At 44.7% G+C, this 15,722-nt stretch carries 14 protein-coding genes and 3 tRNA genes; 10 read left to right on the forward strand and 7 right to left on the reverse strand.

Going from position 1 to position 15,722, the window contains the following annotated elements; genetic code table 11:
• The first annotated feature begins 17 nt into the window (after positions 1–17).
• The 5 genes from C8322_RS01605 to C8322_RS01625 all read left to right on the forward strand — a co-directional run bounded on the left by C8322_RS01605 (position 18) and on the right by C8322_RS01625 (position 5,240).
• Positions 18–275, forward strand: coding sequence for a succinate dehydrogenase assembly factor 2 (locus C8322_RS01605; protein WP_008302635.1), 258 nt, complete (start codon positions 18–20; stop codon positions 273–275).
• Complete coding sequence (locus C8322_RS01610) at positions 268–654, forward strand: hypothetical protein (RefSeq protein WP_008302633.1); 387 nt, start codon at positions 268–270, stop codon at positions 652–654. Before C8322_RS01605 ends, C8322_RS01610 begins: the two co-directional genes overlap by 8 nt.
• Before the next feature lie 535 nt (positions 655–1,189).
• Positions 1,190–2,230, forward strand: a complete 1,041-nt coding sequence (locus C8322_RS01615) for a hypothetical protein (protein ID WP_034592054.1) — start codon at positions 1,190–1,192, stop codon at positions 2,228–2,230.
• A 59-nt stretch (positions 2,231–2,289) separates the two neighbouring features.
• On the forward strand, positions 2,290–2,868 hold the full coding sequence (rrtA, locus tag C8322_RS01620; RefSeq protein ID WP_008302628.1) for a rhombosortase: 579 nt from the start codon (positions 2,290–2,292) through the stop codon (positions 2,866–2,868).
• A gap of 176 nt (positions 2,869–3,044) precedes the next feature.
• Positions 3,045–5,240, forward strand: coding sequence for a TRAP transporter large permease subunit (locus C8322_RS01625; protein ID WP_008302626.1), 2,196 nt, complete (start codon positions 3,045–3,047; stop codon positions 5,238–5,240).
• Between the two features lie 43 nt (positions 5,241–5,283).
• Here C8322_RS01625 and C8322_RS01630 read toward each other — a convergent pair whose 3' ends face one another.
• From C8322_RS01630 to rnr, 6 genes are all read right to left on the reverse strand, one after another.
• Positions 5,284–6,171: a DMT family transporter gene (locus C8322_RS01630; protein WP_004809765.1), complete on the reverse strand. Its 888-nt coding sequence runs from the start codon at positions 6,169–6,171 to the stop codon at positions 5,284–5,286.
• A gap of 55 nt (positions 6,172–6,226) precedes the next feature.
• Positions 6,227–6,658, reverse strand: coding sequence for a hypothetical protein (locus C8322_RS01635; RefSeq protein ID WP_004809764.1), 432 nt, complete (start codon positions 6,656–6,658; stop codon positions 6,227–6,229).
• Positions 6,659–6,686: 28 nt separating this feature from the next.
• Complete coding sequence (locus tag C8322_RS01640) at positions 6,687–6,887, reverse strand: YheV family putative zinc ribbon protein (protein WP_171056624.1); 201 nt, start codon at positions 6,885–6,887, stop codon at positions 6,687–6,689.
• A gap of 40 nt (positions 6,888–6,927) precedes the next feature.
• Positions 6,928–8,967, reverse strand: a complete 2,040-nt coding sequence (locus C8322_RS01645; protein ID WP_004809760.1) for a M3 family metallopeptidase — start codon at positions 8,965–8,967, stop codon at positions 6,928–6,930.
• Positions 8,968–9,130: 163 nt separating this feature from the next.
• Complete coding sequence (locus tag C8322_RS01650; protein WP_004809758.1) at positions 9,131–9,508, reverse strand: hypothetical protein; 378 nt, start codon at positions 9,506–9,508, stop codon at positions 9,131–9,133.
• Between the two features lie 119 nt (positions 9,509–9,627).
• A complete protein-coding gene (gene rnr / locus C8322_RS01655) occupies positions 9,628–12,075 on the reverse strand; it encodes a ribonuclease R (protein WP_008302611.1) in 2,448 nt (815 codons plus the stop codon).
• Positions 12,076–12,337: 262 nt separating this feature from the next.
• On the opposite strand from rnr, the gene C8322_RS01660 reads away from it, so the two are divergent.
• The 3 genes from C8322_RS01660 (at position 12,338) to C8322_RS01670 (ending at position 12,893) form a co-directional block, all read left to right on the forward strand.
• Positions 12,338–12,427 (forward strand) — tRNA-Ser (locus C8322_RS01660).
• Between the two features lie 16 nt (positions 12,428–12,443).
• Positions 12,444–12,520: transfer RNA gene (locus C8322_RS01665), tRNA-Arg, on the forward strand.
• Positions 12,521–12,816: 296 nt separating this feature from the next.
• Positions 12,817–12,893 (forward strand) — tRNA-Arg (locus C8322_RS01670).
• Positions 12,894–12,994: 101 nt separating this feature from the next.
• Here C8322_RS01670 and C8322_RS01675 read toward each other — a convergent pair.
• Entirely contained in the window at positions 12,995–14,296 is a 1,302-nt protein-coding gene (locus C8322_RS01675) for a hypothetical protein (protein ID WP_108675541.1), read from the reverse strand.
• A gap of 171 nt (positions 14,297–14,467) precedes the next feature.
• Here C8322_RS01675 and C8322_RS01680 point away from each other — a divergent pair, with 171 nt between their 5' ends.
• Together C8322_RS01680 and C8322_RS01685 are read left to right on the forward strand one after the other, a co-directional pair.
• Positions 14,468–14,965: a YcxB family protein gene (locus C8322_RS01680; protein ID WP_004809751.1), complete on the forward strand. Its 498-nt coding sequence runs from the start codon at positions 14,468–14,470 to the stop codon at positions 14,963–14,965.
• A gap of 31 nt (positions 14,966–14,996) precedes the next feature.
• Entirely contained in the window at positions 14,997–15,638 is a 642-nt protein-coding gene (locus tag C8322_RS01685) for a fumarylacetoacetate hydrolase family protein (RefSeq protein WP_108675540.1), read from the forward strand.
• Positions 15,639–15,722 lie beyond the last annotated feature (84 nt).

Consider the following 15,722-nt stretch of genomic DNA (forward strand, 5'->3'; position numbering starts at 1 on the left):
CACGTTGGGGAAATATGATGACTGAAGACATCAGCCTGGAAGAGCGTAAAGTGATTTACCGCGCACGTCGTGGTCTTAAAGAGTTGGATGTGTATTTTGATCCCTATGTCAAAAACTGCTATTTGACAGCAGACCCATTTGAAAAAGAAATGTTTGCTGAACTCGTAGCGCAAGAAGACCCGGACCTGCTGGACTGGTTTATGGAAGTATCCGAACCGCCACGTCCTGAATTACGCGAGTTTATTAACAAGCTTAAACACTACGTTCATGGATAATCGTTGTTATCAGCTGAAACGCAGCCTGCTTGCACTTACGTTTCAGTTTTTCATTTTTATTGTGTTGATGTTTGTGATGTACCAGTTATTGCCCTTATGGCTATGGGGAATCTGTCTGGTTGCAGGACTGATCATCTATCATCTGTTTTATCGCAAGCGTCCGCAGATCGCCCAGTTTGAATATCTGGATGGTCGGGAATGGACCATTACCCATCATGATCAGCGCATACAGCGTGCCCAGATCAGTCATGTGATTGATCACCAAGCTTATCTGGTGGTGTATTTTCAGCATGCCAAAATACCGCCATTGCTGATCTGGTGTGACCAGTTACCAACACAACAATGGAAGTCATTGAAAGTCCTTACGAAAATGATCTGATTGCCAGGCAATCGGTATTTTCATCAAAATTAAAATTATATATTTTTCAAATTCTTATCTTTATATACTGATCCTTTGTCAGACAATTCACATAATTCTTCGGAAAATATTTGAATTGTCGGACAATTTTCTTAATTGCTTTTATTTTAAACAGGTACATTTGAATCACCGAAGTCAACAGAGGAGATTAATATGGAATTTCCAACGTGGATATTTCCAGTAATCGCGGTAATTCTGGCACTGGTCATTGGACGACTCGGCACTATAGTTAGGGAACAAATTTCAACTCAATCACATTAACAAGCTAAAACGATAAGTTAAAGCTTTCCCAGTTAATAAGTAGCATGTGCTGAACCGTCGCAATGCTACTTTTTTTTGCCCAAAATTCAGTATTTCTTTCGATCAAGTCAATTGCAGAACCGGTAATCAATGGCAAAGTGACTCATCTAATTTAGAGTAAATACTCTTTAATTCATATAGTTCATCTGCTATGTTTAGCAGCATGGACATAATCACAATTATAGAGGACAGGAAAATGTCAAAAGTCCAACAAATATGCCAGGGTATGGCGGCCATAGTAATAACAACAACGGCTTTAACAGGTTGCTCACAGGTGGTTAAAACGGGTGCCAATGTGGCGCTGGGTTTCACTGAAAAACATATAGTGCCACCAATTCTGGCGATGGATGATGCAGAAATGGTGTGTAATTCAGGCAATGCCTTAACACCAGCGATCATGTCAACCAAGGAGATGGGGGCAGATCCGACCCGTGTTGCAGTACTGATGTACTCTGCAGCCGGTATTTGTGCGGAGCAGAAAGCGCTAGATGCCGAACTACGCTATATGCGTGCATCTAAAGCCAATCAGGTTACTGAGGCGCAGGATGCTCGCGTAGAGCAGAAACGTTGGGCAGCATTGGCTGCACAGCGTCAATATACCGGTTACCAGATGTTCCAGAAGCGTTACGAGAAAAAATATAATGTCGCGCTGGGTGAAAGTTGCCCAACCTTGAAGGGTGATACAGAACAGACTGTCTATCTGCTGGGCATGCTCAGTGGCCTACAAGCCATGACCAATGATATTAACTCGGGTGGAGCGGTGCAGGTACCGAAGGACATCGCTGCTGTGGTAGAACGCGGGATGACCTGTCTGAACAATGAAAAATTCTGGGGCGCACCAAATGCTACACGTGCCGTGATCTGGACCTTGTTGCCAGGCGCAGGTGATGGAAAGCCGGATCCATATCAGACCTTGAAACAGTCGACCCAGATTGGTGAACAGAAAGGTGTGCGTTTATCACATGCACTTTATGCCGTAGCTGCTCAGGCATCAGGTGATGATGCCAAGTTACGTGATGCGCTGAAAACTTTTGCACAGGCACGTTCTGATGAAAAACCGGTCAATCCACAATTCAAGCTGATCGACAGTATGGCTTCGATTATGGTGGGTGGCATTGCAGACCGTTACTGGACCGAGCATACCGGTGTTCGTACTGGAGACGATGGCATGCAACGTTTCTGGGATGAAGCGGATACAGCATCTGACCTTGATGATCTGTTTAATGCGGATTCCTGATCCAGTCAGGTCCGTACGTTAAGGCGGACCTAAATTGACATACGCTAAGGGACTAAGCAATGCAGATGCATGATCACTATCTTCGTAACAAGATTGTCTTTCTGGCAGTCTTTGTTGCTTTCTGCGCATGGCTGCAGATATTTAAAGATAGTTTTATCTTTTGGCAAGCTAGCCTGATAAGTGAGCCCTGGCGGCTGTGGACGGCACATTGGGTGCACGTTGGCTGGACGCACTATTTCCTGAATATGCTGGCCTTTATCTGCTTGCCCTTTATCTTTCCACGTGTTTCGGTGTGGAACTTCGTCAGTATTCTACTGGTCTTGCCTCCGCTGATCAGTCTTAGCTTTTATTATTTCCTGCCAGATATTGAGGCTTATGCTGGACTGTCGGGTGTCTTGCATGGTGCGTATGCCGCTGTGGCCTGTGTGCATCTGTTGTATAAGAAAGAACGCAGTTTTGCAGCCTTGGTATTGTTTCTGATTTTTGCCAAGCTGGTCTGGGAAAATACCATCGGCAGTGAGGGCACGGCCCAATTGATTGGTAGTCCGGTACTGGTTGAAGCGCATTTGCTGGGTGTGATCTGGGGGATTGTAGTGACCAATCTATATATCATTGGTAATTACTGGCTGGATCAATGATGCAGTTGGCATAAATAACAAAAAAGAAAATGTAAATTGTCATTTTCATTTCGCACAGTCTGGTGCAGAGTCAGAAGCATAATAATCAGATTGGTCTGTAAATCGGACTTACAAGACAAAGGGAAAGGGAAGCCAAGTATGGTAGACATTCCCAGAGAATAACAATAGGAATACACATGCAAAATGATGCTGAAAACAGATCGGGAATAGGTCTGTTGCGTTATATCTGGACAGAATGGATCTCGACATTTGTCGTACTGGTCTTGCTGTTACTGACTCTTGTCATTGGTACGGGTGAAATGATCCATGGGCAATTGCTGCGCATGGGTGAACGGCTTTATGGCGACCCAGCTACGGGGATGCAGTATTCATTCCTACGTGCTGAACCAACCCGACCGCAATGTGAACGGAACATCGATGTCGATAGCCGTGTCCAACAGCAGATGAAAGCTGATGCTGCCGATGAATATGCCGATTTCTTTGGAGTGCGCTCCGAGGCGGATGTACGTGCAGCAGTCATGCAGGCGCAACAGGTTTGTGAAGAGTCTCATGCTTTCTATACCCAGGCCATAAATCATATCAATGCTCATCCGAGTATTCGTGCTTACCGTAGCTTTGAAACCAGTTTCTTTGGTCTGTTCAAGTTTGGTGTGGAAAACCGTGCGTTGCTGCTGGTGATTATGGTGGTATTTGCTGCCATTAGTGCGACCCTAAAAACTCATCATATTGGTCTGCGCAGCCCAGCCACCAAAATTGATTTCCGGGTCTATACACTGGCTATGCTCGTCGCAAATGCTTTCCTGGCATTCTCCTCCTATAGCCAGTATCAGTCAGTACTGAACTCTGGCGTGGCCATGGGAGAGATGAAATATATCTACTGGCTGTGGATGATTCTGTTTAGCACCTTAACCCTGATCAGCTTGTTCCAGGTGATTAAGTTGCCGAAGCCTACCCGTGAAGGCGGCAGTTTTGGTCTGGCTTTCCTGAGCGTACCGCTGTATGCCTATATGGCCATCAGTACCGGGATTAACTTTACCTTCTTCATGGATTATCCAATGGGGCAAGGGATTTATCTAGGTCAGCTGGTCGAGTTCTCTAGCATCTTCCTGAACCTGGCGCTGTTTATCTGGGCCGGCATGTTGCTGAAACAGACCCGTGTCGTGGATATGTTCCTGAATATTCTGCGTCCATGGAATCTGGCACCGGAAACCCTGACCTGGTTAATCCTGCTGGCAGCTGCATTGCCAACCGCTTATACCGGGGCATCAGGGATCTTCGTCATTGCTGCTGGTGCGATTATCTATAAGGAAGTCTGGAATGCCGGCGGTCGCCGTCAGTTTGCCTTGGCAGCTACTGCCATGTCGGGCTCTCTGGGTGTCGTATTACGTCCATGTCTGTTAATTGTGGTTGTAGCCTCATTAAATAAAGAAGTAACGACAGACTTGCTGTATCACTACGGTGTGTATGTATTCTTGCTGAGCTCGACCCTGTTCCTGGTAATTTCACTGTTTTTTGCTGAAAGCAAGTTCCGTATTGCCCCAGCAGGCGTAGCAGCACCACAATCAGGTCGTGCCTTCCTGGCTGTGATTCCATACATCGTGATCTTTGTACTGATCTGGATGTTCTACAAATATGCATTGTCGACCAATCTGAACGAGTTCACTGCACCAGTAATGATGCCAGTCATCCTGTTAATGATTGTACTGTATGACAAACTGCGCCATCAGCCTGCACCAATACCACCAGTAGGGCATTGGGATGAAAGTCTTAATATGAATCTGAATGGGATTGGTGGTACAGCAGCACAGCCTGAATCGTCACCTGGTTCATCCTTACGTCAGTTCGGTTTCTGGAAATCCATGCATATCTCCAGCAGCGAAACAGTAGGGCATATCGGTGCACTGGTCATTTTGATGGCTTTGTCCGTCAGCGTTGGCGGTTTGCTGGAACGTCTGGAAATCATGGAAGCTTTCCCGACAGATATTAACAGCACGATTCTGGTCATTACCATGATTGTTGGCTTGATGATCTTTGTGGGCATGATCATGGATCCGTTCGGCGCTGTGATTCTGATTTCTGCAACGGTAGCGCCGGTAGCGTACCAATATGGCATTCATCCGGTACATTTCTGGATGATCACCCTGATTGGCTTTGAACTGGGGTATGTGACGCCACCAGTAGCATTGAATCATCTGCTGGCCCGGCAGTCGATTGGTGATGCTGAAGTGGCAGAAGCAGATGCAGAGGTACGACATTTGTCTTTCTATTACCGCTATGAACGCTGGATTCTACCCGTAATTGTGTTACTGCCAGCAATGCTGATCATTGCCTATGTCCCCTACCTGTTCAAGCTGTTCGGCTGGTATCACTAACACCGGATATTAAAAAAGCACCTACGGGTGCTTTTTTCTGCCTTTAAGAGGACGGATGATTTCGTTTAAAGCTGTTTTGTAATAGAGGACTACATAGCAAAATGGCTGAGAAAATCAGAGCCAGTCCAAGCAGGCCCATAATATCGGGGATTTCTTTCCAGAAGATATAGCCCCAAATTCCGGCAAAGATGATCGCCACATAGTTGACAGGTCCGATCTGTCCGGCAGGTGCCAGCTTGTAGGCATTGGACATCAGGATCTGGCTGATATTAGTCAAAACGCCTGCTGCAATCAGATAAGCCAGTTCAGTCAGATGATAAGGGCGCCAGTGCCAGAACATCGGAATCACTGAAACCAGTGTGCCAATAAAGCAAAAATAGAACACGATCCGTTCTGGTGGTTCAGTATCTGTCAGCGCACGTACAGTGACAAAAGCCATAGCCGCTAAAAAGCTGGCACTGAGTCCAATCACTGACATGAGATTAAACAGCCCCGAATCTGGCTTTGTTACACACAAGACACCAATAAATCCGATAGCAGCGGCAAGCAGCATCGCTTTGGTGATCTTTTCTTTTAAAAATAGCCAGGCAATGAAGGGAATGAAAATTGGAGAGGAATAGGTAAACACCATGGCATTAGACAGCTTGAGATGGGCAATGGCATAGAAGAAACCATACATTGCCATTAAACCCACCACAGAACGCCAGACATGCATCCATAACTTTTCAGTTTTAAAGAAACCAACACCTTTACTGAGCAGCAAAGGTAGGAATAACAACATACCCACCGCATTACGGAAAAATACGACAGTCGCGTTATCAACCGTATGTGAAGCATAACGAATACACACCCCCATCATAGAGAACAGCAAAGCCGAGCAGGTGAGCAGAAGGATGGCTTTAATTAGATCAGAAGGGGCTGCGCTGGGCATAAGAAAGCATCGCTAGAAGATTGTGGAATATTCTAGCGAACTATTTGATCAAAAATTATGATTCTTCTGCAAGTTGGGCTTCCAGTAGCTTGAGCTGTTCTTCCTTCAGCCTGATCAGTTCATCGGCATCCTTGTGCTGAGCATCTAGCATGGCTTTTTGCTCATCTAGCTGTGACTGGATATCTTCCAGACGGGATATTTCCTCTTTGGCCAGTGCAGGATTTTCAGGTACTGGAGCTTTAATGAGATCGTCCTGTACCAATCGATTGGCAAGATTTGCTTCTGTTTCAATTGGAGCTACTTGAGCCGTTGCCTCAGTCTTAATAGGCTCTTGAGCAGGAGTAACTGTTACAGTTTCCTGTTCAGGTATTTCCTGAGATGAAGATGCACTAAACCACTGATAAGCAAATACCAGAATCACGACAGTAACTAAAGCCCCAATAATCCCCATTAAAAGTTTAGAACTATGCCTTTGCTCTACACTCATATGTTCAACCTTATTTATTTTTCTATACTTAACGCGGTTTAAACTGAATCACACCCACTTCATCAGGTACAGCAGGAACTTCAGGTTGCTCAACGTGGGTTGGACGGTTTTCCTCATAGCCACATTCAATACACTCAATCCATTCATTCTCGCCAGAGGTCAGCATGACAATCCGATCCATCGCCTGACATTTTGGACATTTAGCACCTGCAATGAAACGACGCTTGATGGTCATCATACTCACCTGTTGATTAATTTAAACAGCTAGTTTAAGCATTTTTTAATGTATTCGTCCAACCTTGATGACGGAGTAGGGCATCAATTTTCGGCTCACGGCCCCGGAAGTTTACAAAAGCATCTAGTGCAGTGTCTTTTCCACCAACTGCCAGAATGTTCTTGCGGAAAGCATGACCCGTATCAGTATTGAAAATGCCTTCTGTTTCAAAACGGTCAAAGGCATCACTGGCGAGTACTTCTGCCCATTTGTAAGAATAATATCCGGCAGCATAGCCACCTGCAAAGATATGGCTAAAGCTATGCTGGAAACGGTTATACGGTGTCGTTGCCAACACGGCATATTTGTCTCGGATCTCATTCAAGGTCGCCTGAACCTGTTCAGCATTCAGCGCTGGATTGGCACGATGAATGGTCAGATCGAACAGGGCAAACTCGAGTTGACGCAAGGTTTGCATGCCTGACTGGAAGAAACGGGCATCTAGCAGGGCTTTCAGCAGATCTGCTGGTAGGACTTCCTTGGTTTCTATATGCTCGCTGAGCAGATTTAGACTGTCCTGATCCCAGGCCCAGAATTCCATGAACTGACTTGGTAACTCAACTGCATCCCAAGCCACACCATGTGTACCGGCAACAGAGATATTGTCTACTTCAGTCAGCATATGATGCAGACCATGACCAAATTCATGGAACAGGGTAATCACTTCATCATGGCTTAGCAGGGCAGGTTTGTCGCCGACCGGTGGGGTAAAGTTGCCGACCATATAACAGATGGGCTTTTGTACGCCGTCATGGGTACGCATGCGAGAGCGGAAACCACTCATCCAGGCACCACCACGTTTACCTTGACGGGCATACAGGTCAAAGTAGAAACCACCGATGACTTCACCCTGATCTTCCAGTTCAAAATAATGTGCATCCGGATGCCAAAGCGGAGCTTCACGTTCGATGACCTGAATGCCATACAGACGGTTCACAATGCTGAATAGACCTCGAATTACTTTTGGGGTCGGAAAATAAGGTTTCAGTGCTTCCTGTGACAGGCTGAACTGCTGCATTTTCAGCTTTTCAGAATAATAACTGCTGTCCCAAGGTTGCAGCTCGGTAATACCATCTTCTGCTGCAATTGCTTTCAGCTCGGCAATCTCTTTTTTAGCAGGCGCACGCGCATGCTCAGCCAGATCACGTAAAAACTCATCTACGGCGTCAACACTTGGTGCCATTTTGCTGGCCAGTGAATATTCAGCATAGTTGTTAAAGCCGAGGAGTGCAGCCATTTCTTGACGCAGACTCAGGATTTCTTCCATCACAGCTGTATTGTCAAATTCAGATTTGTCGGACTGATCTGATGCACGTGTGGTATAGGCCTTATAGATTTCCTCACGCAGACTGCGGTTTTCTGAATGGGTCATAATGGCTAAATAGGACGGGAAATCTAGAGTGGCTACGGGTTGATCCAGTTCATGCTGTTTGCCATACTGTTTGAGCAGTTCAATATTACTTGCCGATAAGCCTGCCAGTTCATCCTCATTTAATGGTCTGAAGTAGGCTTGAGTCGCATCCAATACATGGTTGGAAAAATCTGAAGATAGCTGAGATAAACGTGCGGAAATTTCTGCATAACGTTTTTTCGCTTCACCTTCTAGCGCTACGCCCGAAAGTTTGAAGTCGCGCAGTGCTAATTTAATCGCGCTTTGCTGTGCTGTAGGCAGGTCAGTAAATACCGGCGCATCATGCACATGCTGATAAGTTTGATACAGGGCCGTATGTTGGCCGAGTTGGGTATAGTATTCACTTAAGCCCGGTAATAAGGCTTGATAAACTTCACGCGTTTCCGCATTGTTTTTCACGGCATTGAGATGCGAGAGAATGCCCCAAGCCTCACTCATATTATTTTCAAGTGTGTCGACATGTTCCAAAATGGCAAGCTGTTCCTGAGCTGAATCCGGTGTTTCGGTAAGTTCATTCAGGAATTTTTGACCTTCAGCAATACAGCTTTCAATCTTTTGTTTCAGTTCTGCTAGTGTAATCTGATCAAATTGTGGAACAGGCAAAGTTGCCTTTTCTAAAGTCATGTCGGTCTGCCGATTTATTTCCTATGTTAAATTTAGATGTAGGGCTTATTGGCAAGGAAATCAAGGTGAAACTGGTATTTATTATTTGAATATTGAGAGAAAGAAATTTTCTATGAAAATTATTAAAAAAGCCTATAAATATAAAATTATAGGCTATTAAATTTTAACAGTCTGGATCTACAATGTAGCTTGTTTGATTAAATTTTTGCCATGCGCCTGTAGCAGCACCATCGACTACTAAAATAGAAATAATACCCCAGTCAATAAATACACCTAGAAGAGTAGTAGGATCAAAAGTTTTCTGAGGGATCACTGTTGTTGTTTTGCAGCCATTTTTTTCAGCTTTTAGTACATAATTTTCTTTCTTTTTAAAAGTATAAACGGCGTTATTTTTCCCCATATATTCTTCATTCACATAAAGTTTAGCTTCGGCATCATTACTGCGAATATTTACAGTTTGACTTGACCCATTAAACATAGTTGCACACCCTGCGCTGAAGAGAAATGATGCAGCTAGAATAGGTGTTAGAATCTTTTTCATTTGTTACCCCTTTTAAAAATGTTAAAAGATATCTTTTCCAATAATTTAGTCAAGCTGTTTAGATTTAGGTCTATAGAAAATAAAAAAGAGCGCCGTAGCGCTCTTTTTAACTGTGAAAATCATTCACCCTTTGGCTTTGCATTGGATTTTTTCTTTTTCACTTTGGCTTTTTTCTTTACTTTACCTTTATCCTTTGTTTCAGGCTTTCCTGCAGATTTTTTAGCAGGCTTTTTGCTGTAGGAACTGGGTTTTCCTTTGTCTTTTTTGCGTCGTATGGGTTGTTCTCCATCTGCATTATCTTTGGCTTTGGACTCGCGTTCATGTTTGCCAAAGACTTGTTCAGTCGCTTCCGGACGGACTAAAGGCTTTTTCTCTGCGACACGGGGGGCACGGGCGCGGATTTGACGGCCAGCATGAGTTAACTGTTGTACCAGTTCAAAGTCAATCTTACGTTCTTCCAGATTTACCCCGGCAACCTTGATCTTGACTTCATCCCCCAGACCGAAGATTTGTCCACGGTTCTGACCGACCAGGCTTTGGCTGCTTTGATCAAAGACAAAGAAATCATCACCGAGCTGGCTGACATGTACCATGCCATCTACATAAAGATCTTTCAGGGTAACAAACAGACCAAATTCTGCAGTCGCACTGATAATGCCAACAAATTCTTCACCCAGATGCTGCTGCATGTAGTGACATTTCAACCAGGTCGTTACAGAACGTGAAGCTTCATCAGCACGACGTTCAGTTGAAGAGAAATGCTCACCGGCATCATCCAGTGATGCACCCGAAATCGGATATGGTTTTTGTGCCAACTGTGCTTTAATCGCCCGATGTAACAACAGGTCAGGGTAGCGGCGGATTGGCGAGGTGAAATGCGTATAGGCATCATATGCCAGACCGAAGTGACCATCATTCTTCGCGCCGTAGTAGGCCTGCATCATTGAGCGTAACAGGACTGCATGAATACTTGGGGCATCAATACGGTCTTTGGTCGCTTCAATCACTTCCTGATAATCTTTCTGGGTGGGTTGTTCCGGGAATTTCAGACCGAGTAGCTTGACGAAGTCACGTACTTTCTGAATACGGGAAAACTCTGGTGGCTGATGCACACGGTACAGCATTGGAATTTCATTTTTCAGCGCATATTCAGCCGCCGCCACGTTGGCGAGCAACATGCACTCTTCAATCAGCTTATGCGCATCATTACGGGTGCGTGGCAGAATTTCTTGAATACCACCCAGCTCATCGAAAGTCATATAGGTTTCGACAGTTTCGAATTCCATCGCATGACGATCCGCACGCAATTCTTTCAGCACCTGATACAGCTGGAATAGTGTATTGAGTGATTTGCGTACATCACGATCTTCAGTAATCGCGTTACTGTCACCATCAAAATACTGCGCAACCTGGTTATAGGTCAGACGCGCTTTGGAATGCATCACAGAAGGATAGAACTCAAAACTGGTCACACGGCCTGCACGTGACAGTTTTAAATCACAGACCATACAGAGACGGTCAACATGCGGGTTTAAGGAACATAAGCCATTGGAGAGTGCTTCAGGCAGCATCGGCAAGACATAATGCGGGAAGTAAACCGATGTACCACGTTCCTGAGCTTCGTCATCCAGTGGCTTGCCAACACGGACATAATGGCTCACATCTGCAATTGCCACGACAACACGATAACCACCGCCAGGACGTTTCTCTGCATACACCGCATCATCGAAGTCGCGGGCATCTTCACCATCAATGGTGACTAAGGCCAGGTCACGCAGGTCGATACGACCTTCTCGATCCTTAGCATTGGGTTCTTTAAAACTTTCTGCTTCTTTGATAACTTCATCAGGGAATTCGTAAGGCAGGCCATATTCCAGAATGGTTTGTGGAATGATGATTTCCGTATCTGCTTTATCTGCCATTGACTGGATAATATGCGCAGTCGCAAATTCTTCTTTGGTTGGGTAAGTATCAATCGCAACACGAATCGAATCACCAACTTTAACCTGAGCATGTTCAATCAGTTCTTTTTCTAGGGTGATGGGCTGATGCGCATTCGGACTGGCAGGTTGTACGAAATATTCACCTTCATGCTGGCAGACTTTACCAATAACCTGTTTGACACGATGTTGTATCACTTCAGTAATAAAACCCCAGGCCTTACCTTTGCGGTCGACTGAAGTTTGGCGGACTTTAACGCGGTCACCATTAAAGACCTGGCGCAATTCACGCTCGGGCAGTAACAGATCATCCTGACCGGAAATATTGGCTGTACCCATGCCTTTAGAATTGATATACACCGTGGCTTCATATTCCGGTTGTTCAGTAGCAATCTGGAATTTATAACCATCTTTCATTAACTGGCCATCACGCACCATGGCAATCAAGCGGTGACTCAGGGCATCAATACTTTTTTGATCTGCAATTTCAAAATGTTCCACCAGGTCGGCATGCGACTGGGCATTATTCTTTTCTATGGTTTCTAAAATCAGCGTGCGACTTGGGATAGGGTTGTCATAACGTTCAGCTTCAGCTTTTGCTTCAGGATCGACCCAATTTTTCATCATGTCTTTAAATTTTCCTAGGAGATGGGATTAGCATAAGACATGTGCGCTCAGACTGCACGTAAATGATTGCAATAATCTGTTTAAGTTTCCGTTTTTCGGCGGATTTTCGACTATTGGTTAGAAAGCGGAGCTTTTTCGCGCAATAAGTGTAGAAAAACAGATGAATTGTTTAAAAAGTATTTAATCGAGCAAAAAACTGCACTTTTTTTTAAAGCTTTGCTTGCAGTGCTATGCCGAAATTTGTATTATGGCGGCACGTTACGGTGAGATGGGTGAGTGGCTGAAACCACGTCCCTGCTAAGGACGCATACGGGTAACTGTATCGAGGGTTCGAATCCCTCTCTCACCGCCACGCTTACTTACGTCGCGCGCTCATAGCTCAGCTGGATAGAGCACTTGGCTACGAACTAAGGGGTCGGGAGTTCGAATCTCTCTGAGCGCACCAACTTGAACAATCAACCGCACATGTTGCGGTTTTTTTGTGCCTGAAATTTTCTGGAATTAGGCTCAAATGCCAGCGCTTAATTTTCGCTATGCCACTATCAATCTGATAACTAAACTAGCTTAAGGTCGAAAGCTGATACGCTATTAATTGCTTTTAGGTATAAATCTGCAGGAAAATTCACCTATAAAACCTGAATTTAACTATATCGTTTATTTACTGTACGTTCGGTTGGGTTTTTATTAAAAAAGACTTAACAAGTTTAGAAAAACATATATAATGCACCCCATCAAGACGTCGCGCTCATAGCTCAGCTGGATAGAGCACTTGGCTACGAACTAAGGGGTCGGGAGTTCGAATCTCTCTGAGCGCACCAATCTTGATGAGAATTCTCAAAAAAACCGCACATTGATGCGGTTTTTTTATGTCTGTAGTTTTTGATTTATAGATATAAAAAAACAATAACTGCTTTTAAATTTACTTCAGCTTTTGCTGTACTTTAAGTGCATAGACCGTATTTGCTCCAACTGCTGGCAGAATATCGTGATAAGGCATACTGCGCATGGCACGTAATAAAAATGGGGCCTGATCATGAATCTTCATGCTGCTGGTCATTTGAAATAAAGTGCCATGAGCTTGTGGCAGCAGTTTCATTCCTGCCTTTACAAATTTTAAATCTCCGCCAATCGCATCAAACTGGCTTTGTAAAGGCGAGGGCTGCTGATAACGAAGCTTAAAATCGAATGGAATCTGGATCACTCCCAATCCAACCGATACCTTATAGTTAGCATCCATCTGCTGACGATTCACTGGATTGAGTTCCACTTTACGAATCTGTCGTGGGAATAATTGCTGACTGGCATCAGCTGCAAGCCAAGGCTGCAGTTTCTGAACCGGTTGTGGATAATAATGAAAACTGCTACTAAAACGCATGTTTTCTGAGGCTTGACCATATTTGAGCTGACGTGCAGGCAGAATAAAGCTGACAGGCTGGGCAGACTGCTGACTCAGTTGAGTGATCTTCTGAATTTGCCCGGCATTAAAATGTACTTGAGGGATCTGGCTTGCAGATAATGGAATGCTCGACTGGGATTTAAAACGTTGCTGTAAAGCTTCAAGCAGGAAAGCATTGGTGCCAGCAGGAATACCCAGTTTAGCTTCAGGTAAGGCATTTAAAATTTTGCTAAATAGAAAGCCTTTCGGCTGATTTAAGTCGCCCCATTGCGTCACGGTGACCAAAGTTTTATTTGCTCCAAGTGCAAACCATTCCAGCCGTCCAGCACCATAAGGAATCGGGGCATCCACAATTAAAGTTTCAATACTGTTTTCTGACACATGATGCTGCATCACCACATTTTCCTTGAAATTCAGTACTGGAATAGGCGTAGGAATATGTACCTGATAACGCACCTGCTGGATGTGTCCGCGGGACTCCAGAATTTGAGCGGACTTGAGCGCTGGAAACAGGCCGGCATAGCCCTGATAATTTAAAAGATGTTTTTTAACCTGAGCTTCAGGAATCGATAATATCACCGCACTGCTGTAAAATTGCACGCTTTGGGCAGTTGCCTGCTTAAAGGTCGGAAGCTGTAAGGATTGTCGAGGATGTGCATAGATGAATAGTCGGTCACCGGTCAAATCCGCTAGCTGCTGTGGAATACCGGAAAAGACATCGATACTGCTCGGAAGTGCCGGCGTCCAGGGAATAATTTTCGCCCAGCTGAAAGGAATATAAGTTGTGCAGAGGCAAAGAAGCAGACACGATTTTAGTGATTTCATACAACGTCCTGTTGTGCATTTTATTATTCTGATAGTTGTGGATTAAAAACGATTTTTATAACCAGCGGAAGCAAAGATATGTAATTCATTTCCGAATACATTTTGCTAATGGGGATAGCAGTGAATTTGATATAGTATGAGCCAAGGATTTTTATATTTTGATGTGATGCTATGACTGAGTCAGCACCGACTTTATCGACCCGCTATTTTCTGACTTTAGAAGAATCTCAGGATGGATTTGCTTTGGCCACTTTTGGCAAAAAGCAGATCAGCCGATTTCTGACTCCTTTGGTGAGTGTCGGGATCATCATCTGGGGCTTTTCTATGGGCTTTGATGGGGTAGGGCGTTATTACGTGGCACTGGGTGCATTCTTTCTGCTTTTACAGGGCATCATGCGTTACTGGTTCCTGCCGATGATGTTCAAACGCCAGTTTGTAAAATACCAGTTCGGCAAGAGCGAGCAGGGTATTGACCTGTATCAGGACCATGCTGAAATCTTCCATAATGGCCGCAACAAGATCGTGCATTACAGTGAAGTGCAAAACTTTGCCAAAGGCAAGCTGACCTATATGCTGGAACTTAAAAATCGTACTGTGGTGATCGTACCTAAACGCGCCTTTGCCGATGCCACCGAACAAAGCATTTTCGAACGTACTTTCAAGAAATAATTTCAATATTTAAAAGGGAAAATAGTCAATCATGAGTACACGTCCATCCAAGATCGTTTGTGTCGGCCGCAGTTATGCAGATCATGCCAAAGAGCTGGGTAATGCCATTCCGGATCGACCGGTCCTGTTTATCAAGCCACCAAGTGCATTAGGCGATCTGGATGCAGGAATTGAATGGAATCGTGATCTGGGCAGCTGTCATTATGAATGTGAGCTGAGCCTGCGTATTGACCGTACCCTGAAAAATGAAACTGATCCTGTAAAAGCTTTAGAAGCAGTGGGTGCTGTGACTTTGGGTCTGGATCTGACTTTACGTGATTTGCAGGATGACCTTAAGAAAAAAGGCCAGCCATGGGAACGTGCCAAGGCTTACGATGGCGCTTGCCTGCTCTCTGACTGGGTGTCAGTTGAAGACGTAGTAAATGACTGGAAAGATGTACACTATACGCTGCATGTAAATGATGCACTGCGTCAGAAAGGCGATACTGCTTTACTGATCTTTGATGTGGGAACATTGCTGGCAGATATCAGTCAGGTATTTACCCTAGAAGAAGGGGATGTGGTAATGACTGGTACACCAGCGGGTGTAGCAGCATTGCACTCCGGTGAACAGCTGAAAATGACCTTAAAGGGTAAAAACCAGGAATATATCTGGACCACCTTTGTGAAATAAGCTGAGTCTTGCGTGGAAATAAGGGAGTCGAAAGGCCACTGCTGTCCCATAGTTTGCTTTAAATAAAAAAACCTGAGTCCTAAC

Source organism: Acinetobacter sp. SM1B (genome assembly GCF_003289665.1).
In the GTDB taxonomy this organism is placed as follows: Bacteria; Pseudomonadota; Gammaproteobacteria; order Pseudomonadales; family Moraxellaceae; genus Acinetobacter; species Acinetobacter schindleri.

Excerpts from the sequence above, each read along its gene's own strand:
- C8322_RS01605 (WP_008302635.1), top strand. The coding sequence starts at position 18 with ATGACTGAAGACATCAGCCTGGAAGAGCGTAAAGTGATTTACCGCGCA.
- C8322_RS01610 (WP_008302633.1), top strand. The coding sequence starts at position 268 with ATGGATAATCGTTGTTATCAGCTGAAACGCAGCCTGCTTGCACTTACG.
- C8322_RS01615 (WP_034592054.1), top strand. The coding sequence starts at position 1,190 with ATGTCAAAAGTCCAACAAATATGCCAGGGTATGGCGGCCATAGTAATA.
- rrtA (WP_008302628.1), top strand. The coding sequence starts at position 2,290 with ATGCAGATGCATGATCACTATCTTCGTAACAAGATTGTCTTTCTGGCA.
- C8322_RS01625 (WP_008302626.1), top strand. The coding sequence starts at position 3,045 with ATGCAAAATGATGCTGAAAACAGATCGGGAATAGGTCTGTTGCGTTAT.
- C8322_RS01630 (WP_004809765.1), bottom strand. The coding sequence starts at position 6,171 with ATGCCCAGCGCAGCCCCTTCTGATCTAATTAAAGCCATCCTTCTGCTC.
- C8322_RS01635 (WP_004809764.1), bottom strand. The coding sequence starts at position 6,658 with ATGAGTGTAGAGCAAAGGCATAGTTCTAAACTTTTAATGGGGATTATT.
- C8322_RS01645 (WP_004809760.1), bottom strand. The coding sequence starts at position 8,967 with ATGACTTTAGAAAAGGCAACTTTGCCTGTTCCACAATTTGATCAGATT.
- C8322_RS01650 (WP_004809758.1), bottom strand. The coding sequence starts at position 9,508 with ATGAAAAAGATTCTAACACCTATTCTAGCTGCATCATTTCTCTTCAGC.
- rnr (WP_008302611.1), bottom strand. The coding sequence starts at position 12,075 with ATGATGAAAAATTGGGTCGATCCTGAAGCAAAAGCTGAAGCTGAACGT.
- C8322_RS01675 (WP_108675541.1), bottom strand. The coding sequence starts at position 14,296 with ATGAAATCACTAAAATCGTGTCTGCTTCTTTGCCTCTGCACAACTTAT.
- C8322_RS01680 (WP_004809751.1), top strand. The coding sequence starts at position 14,468 with ATGACTGAGTCAGCACCGACTTTATCGACCCGCTATTTTCTGACTTTA.
- C8322_RS01685 (WP_108675540.1), top strand. The coding sequence starts at position 14,997 with ATGAGTACACGTCCATCCAAGATCGTTTGTGTCGGCCGCAGTTATGCA.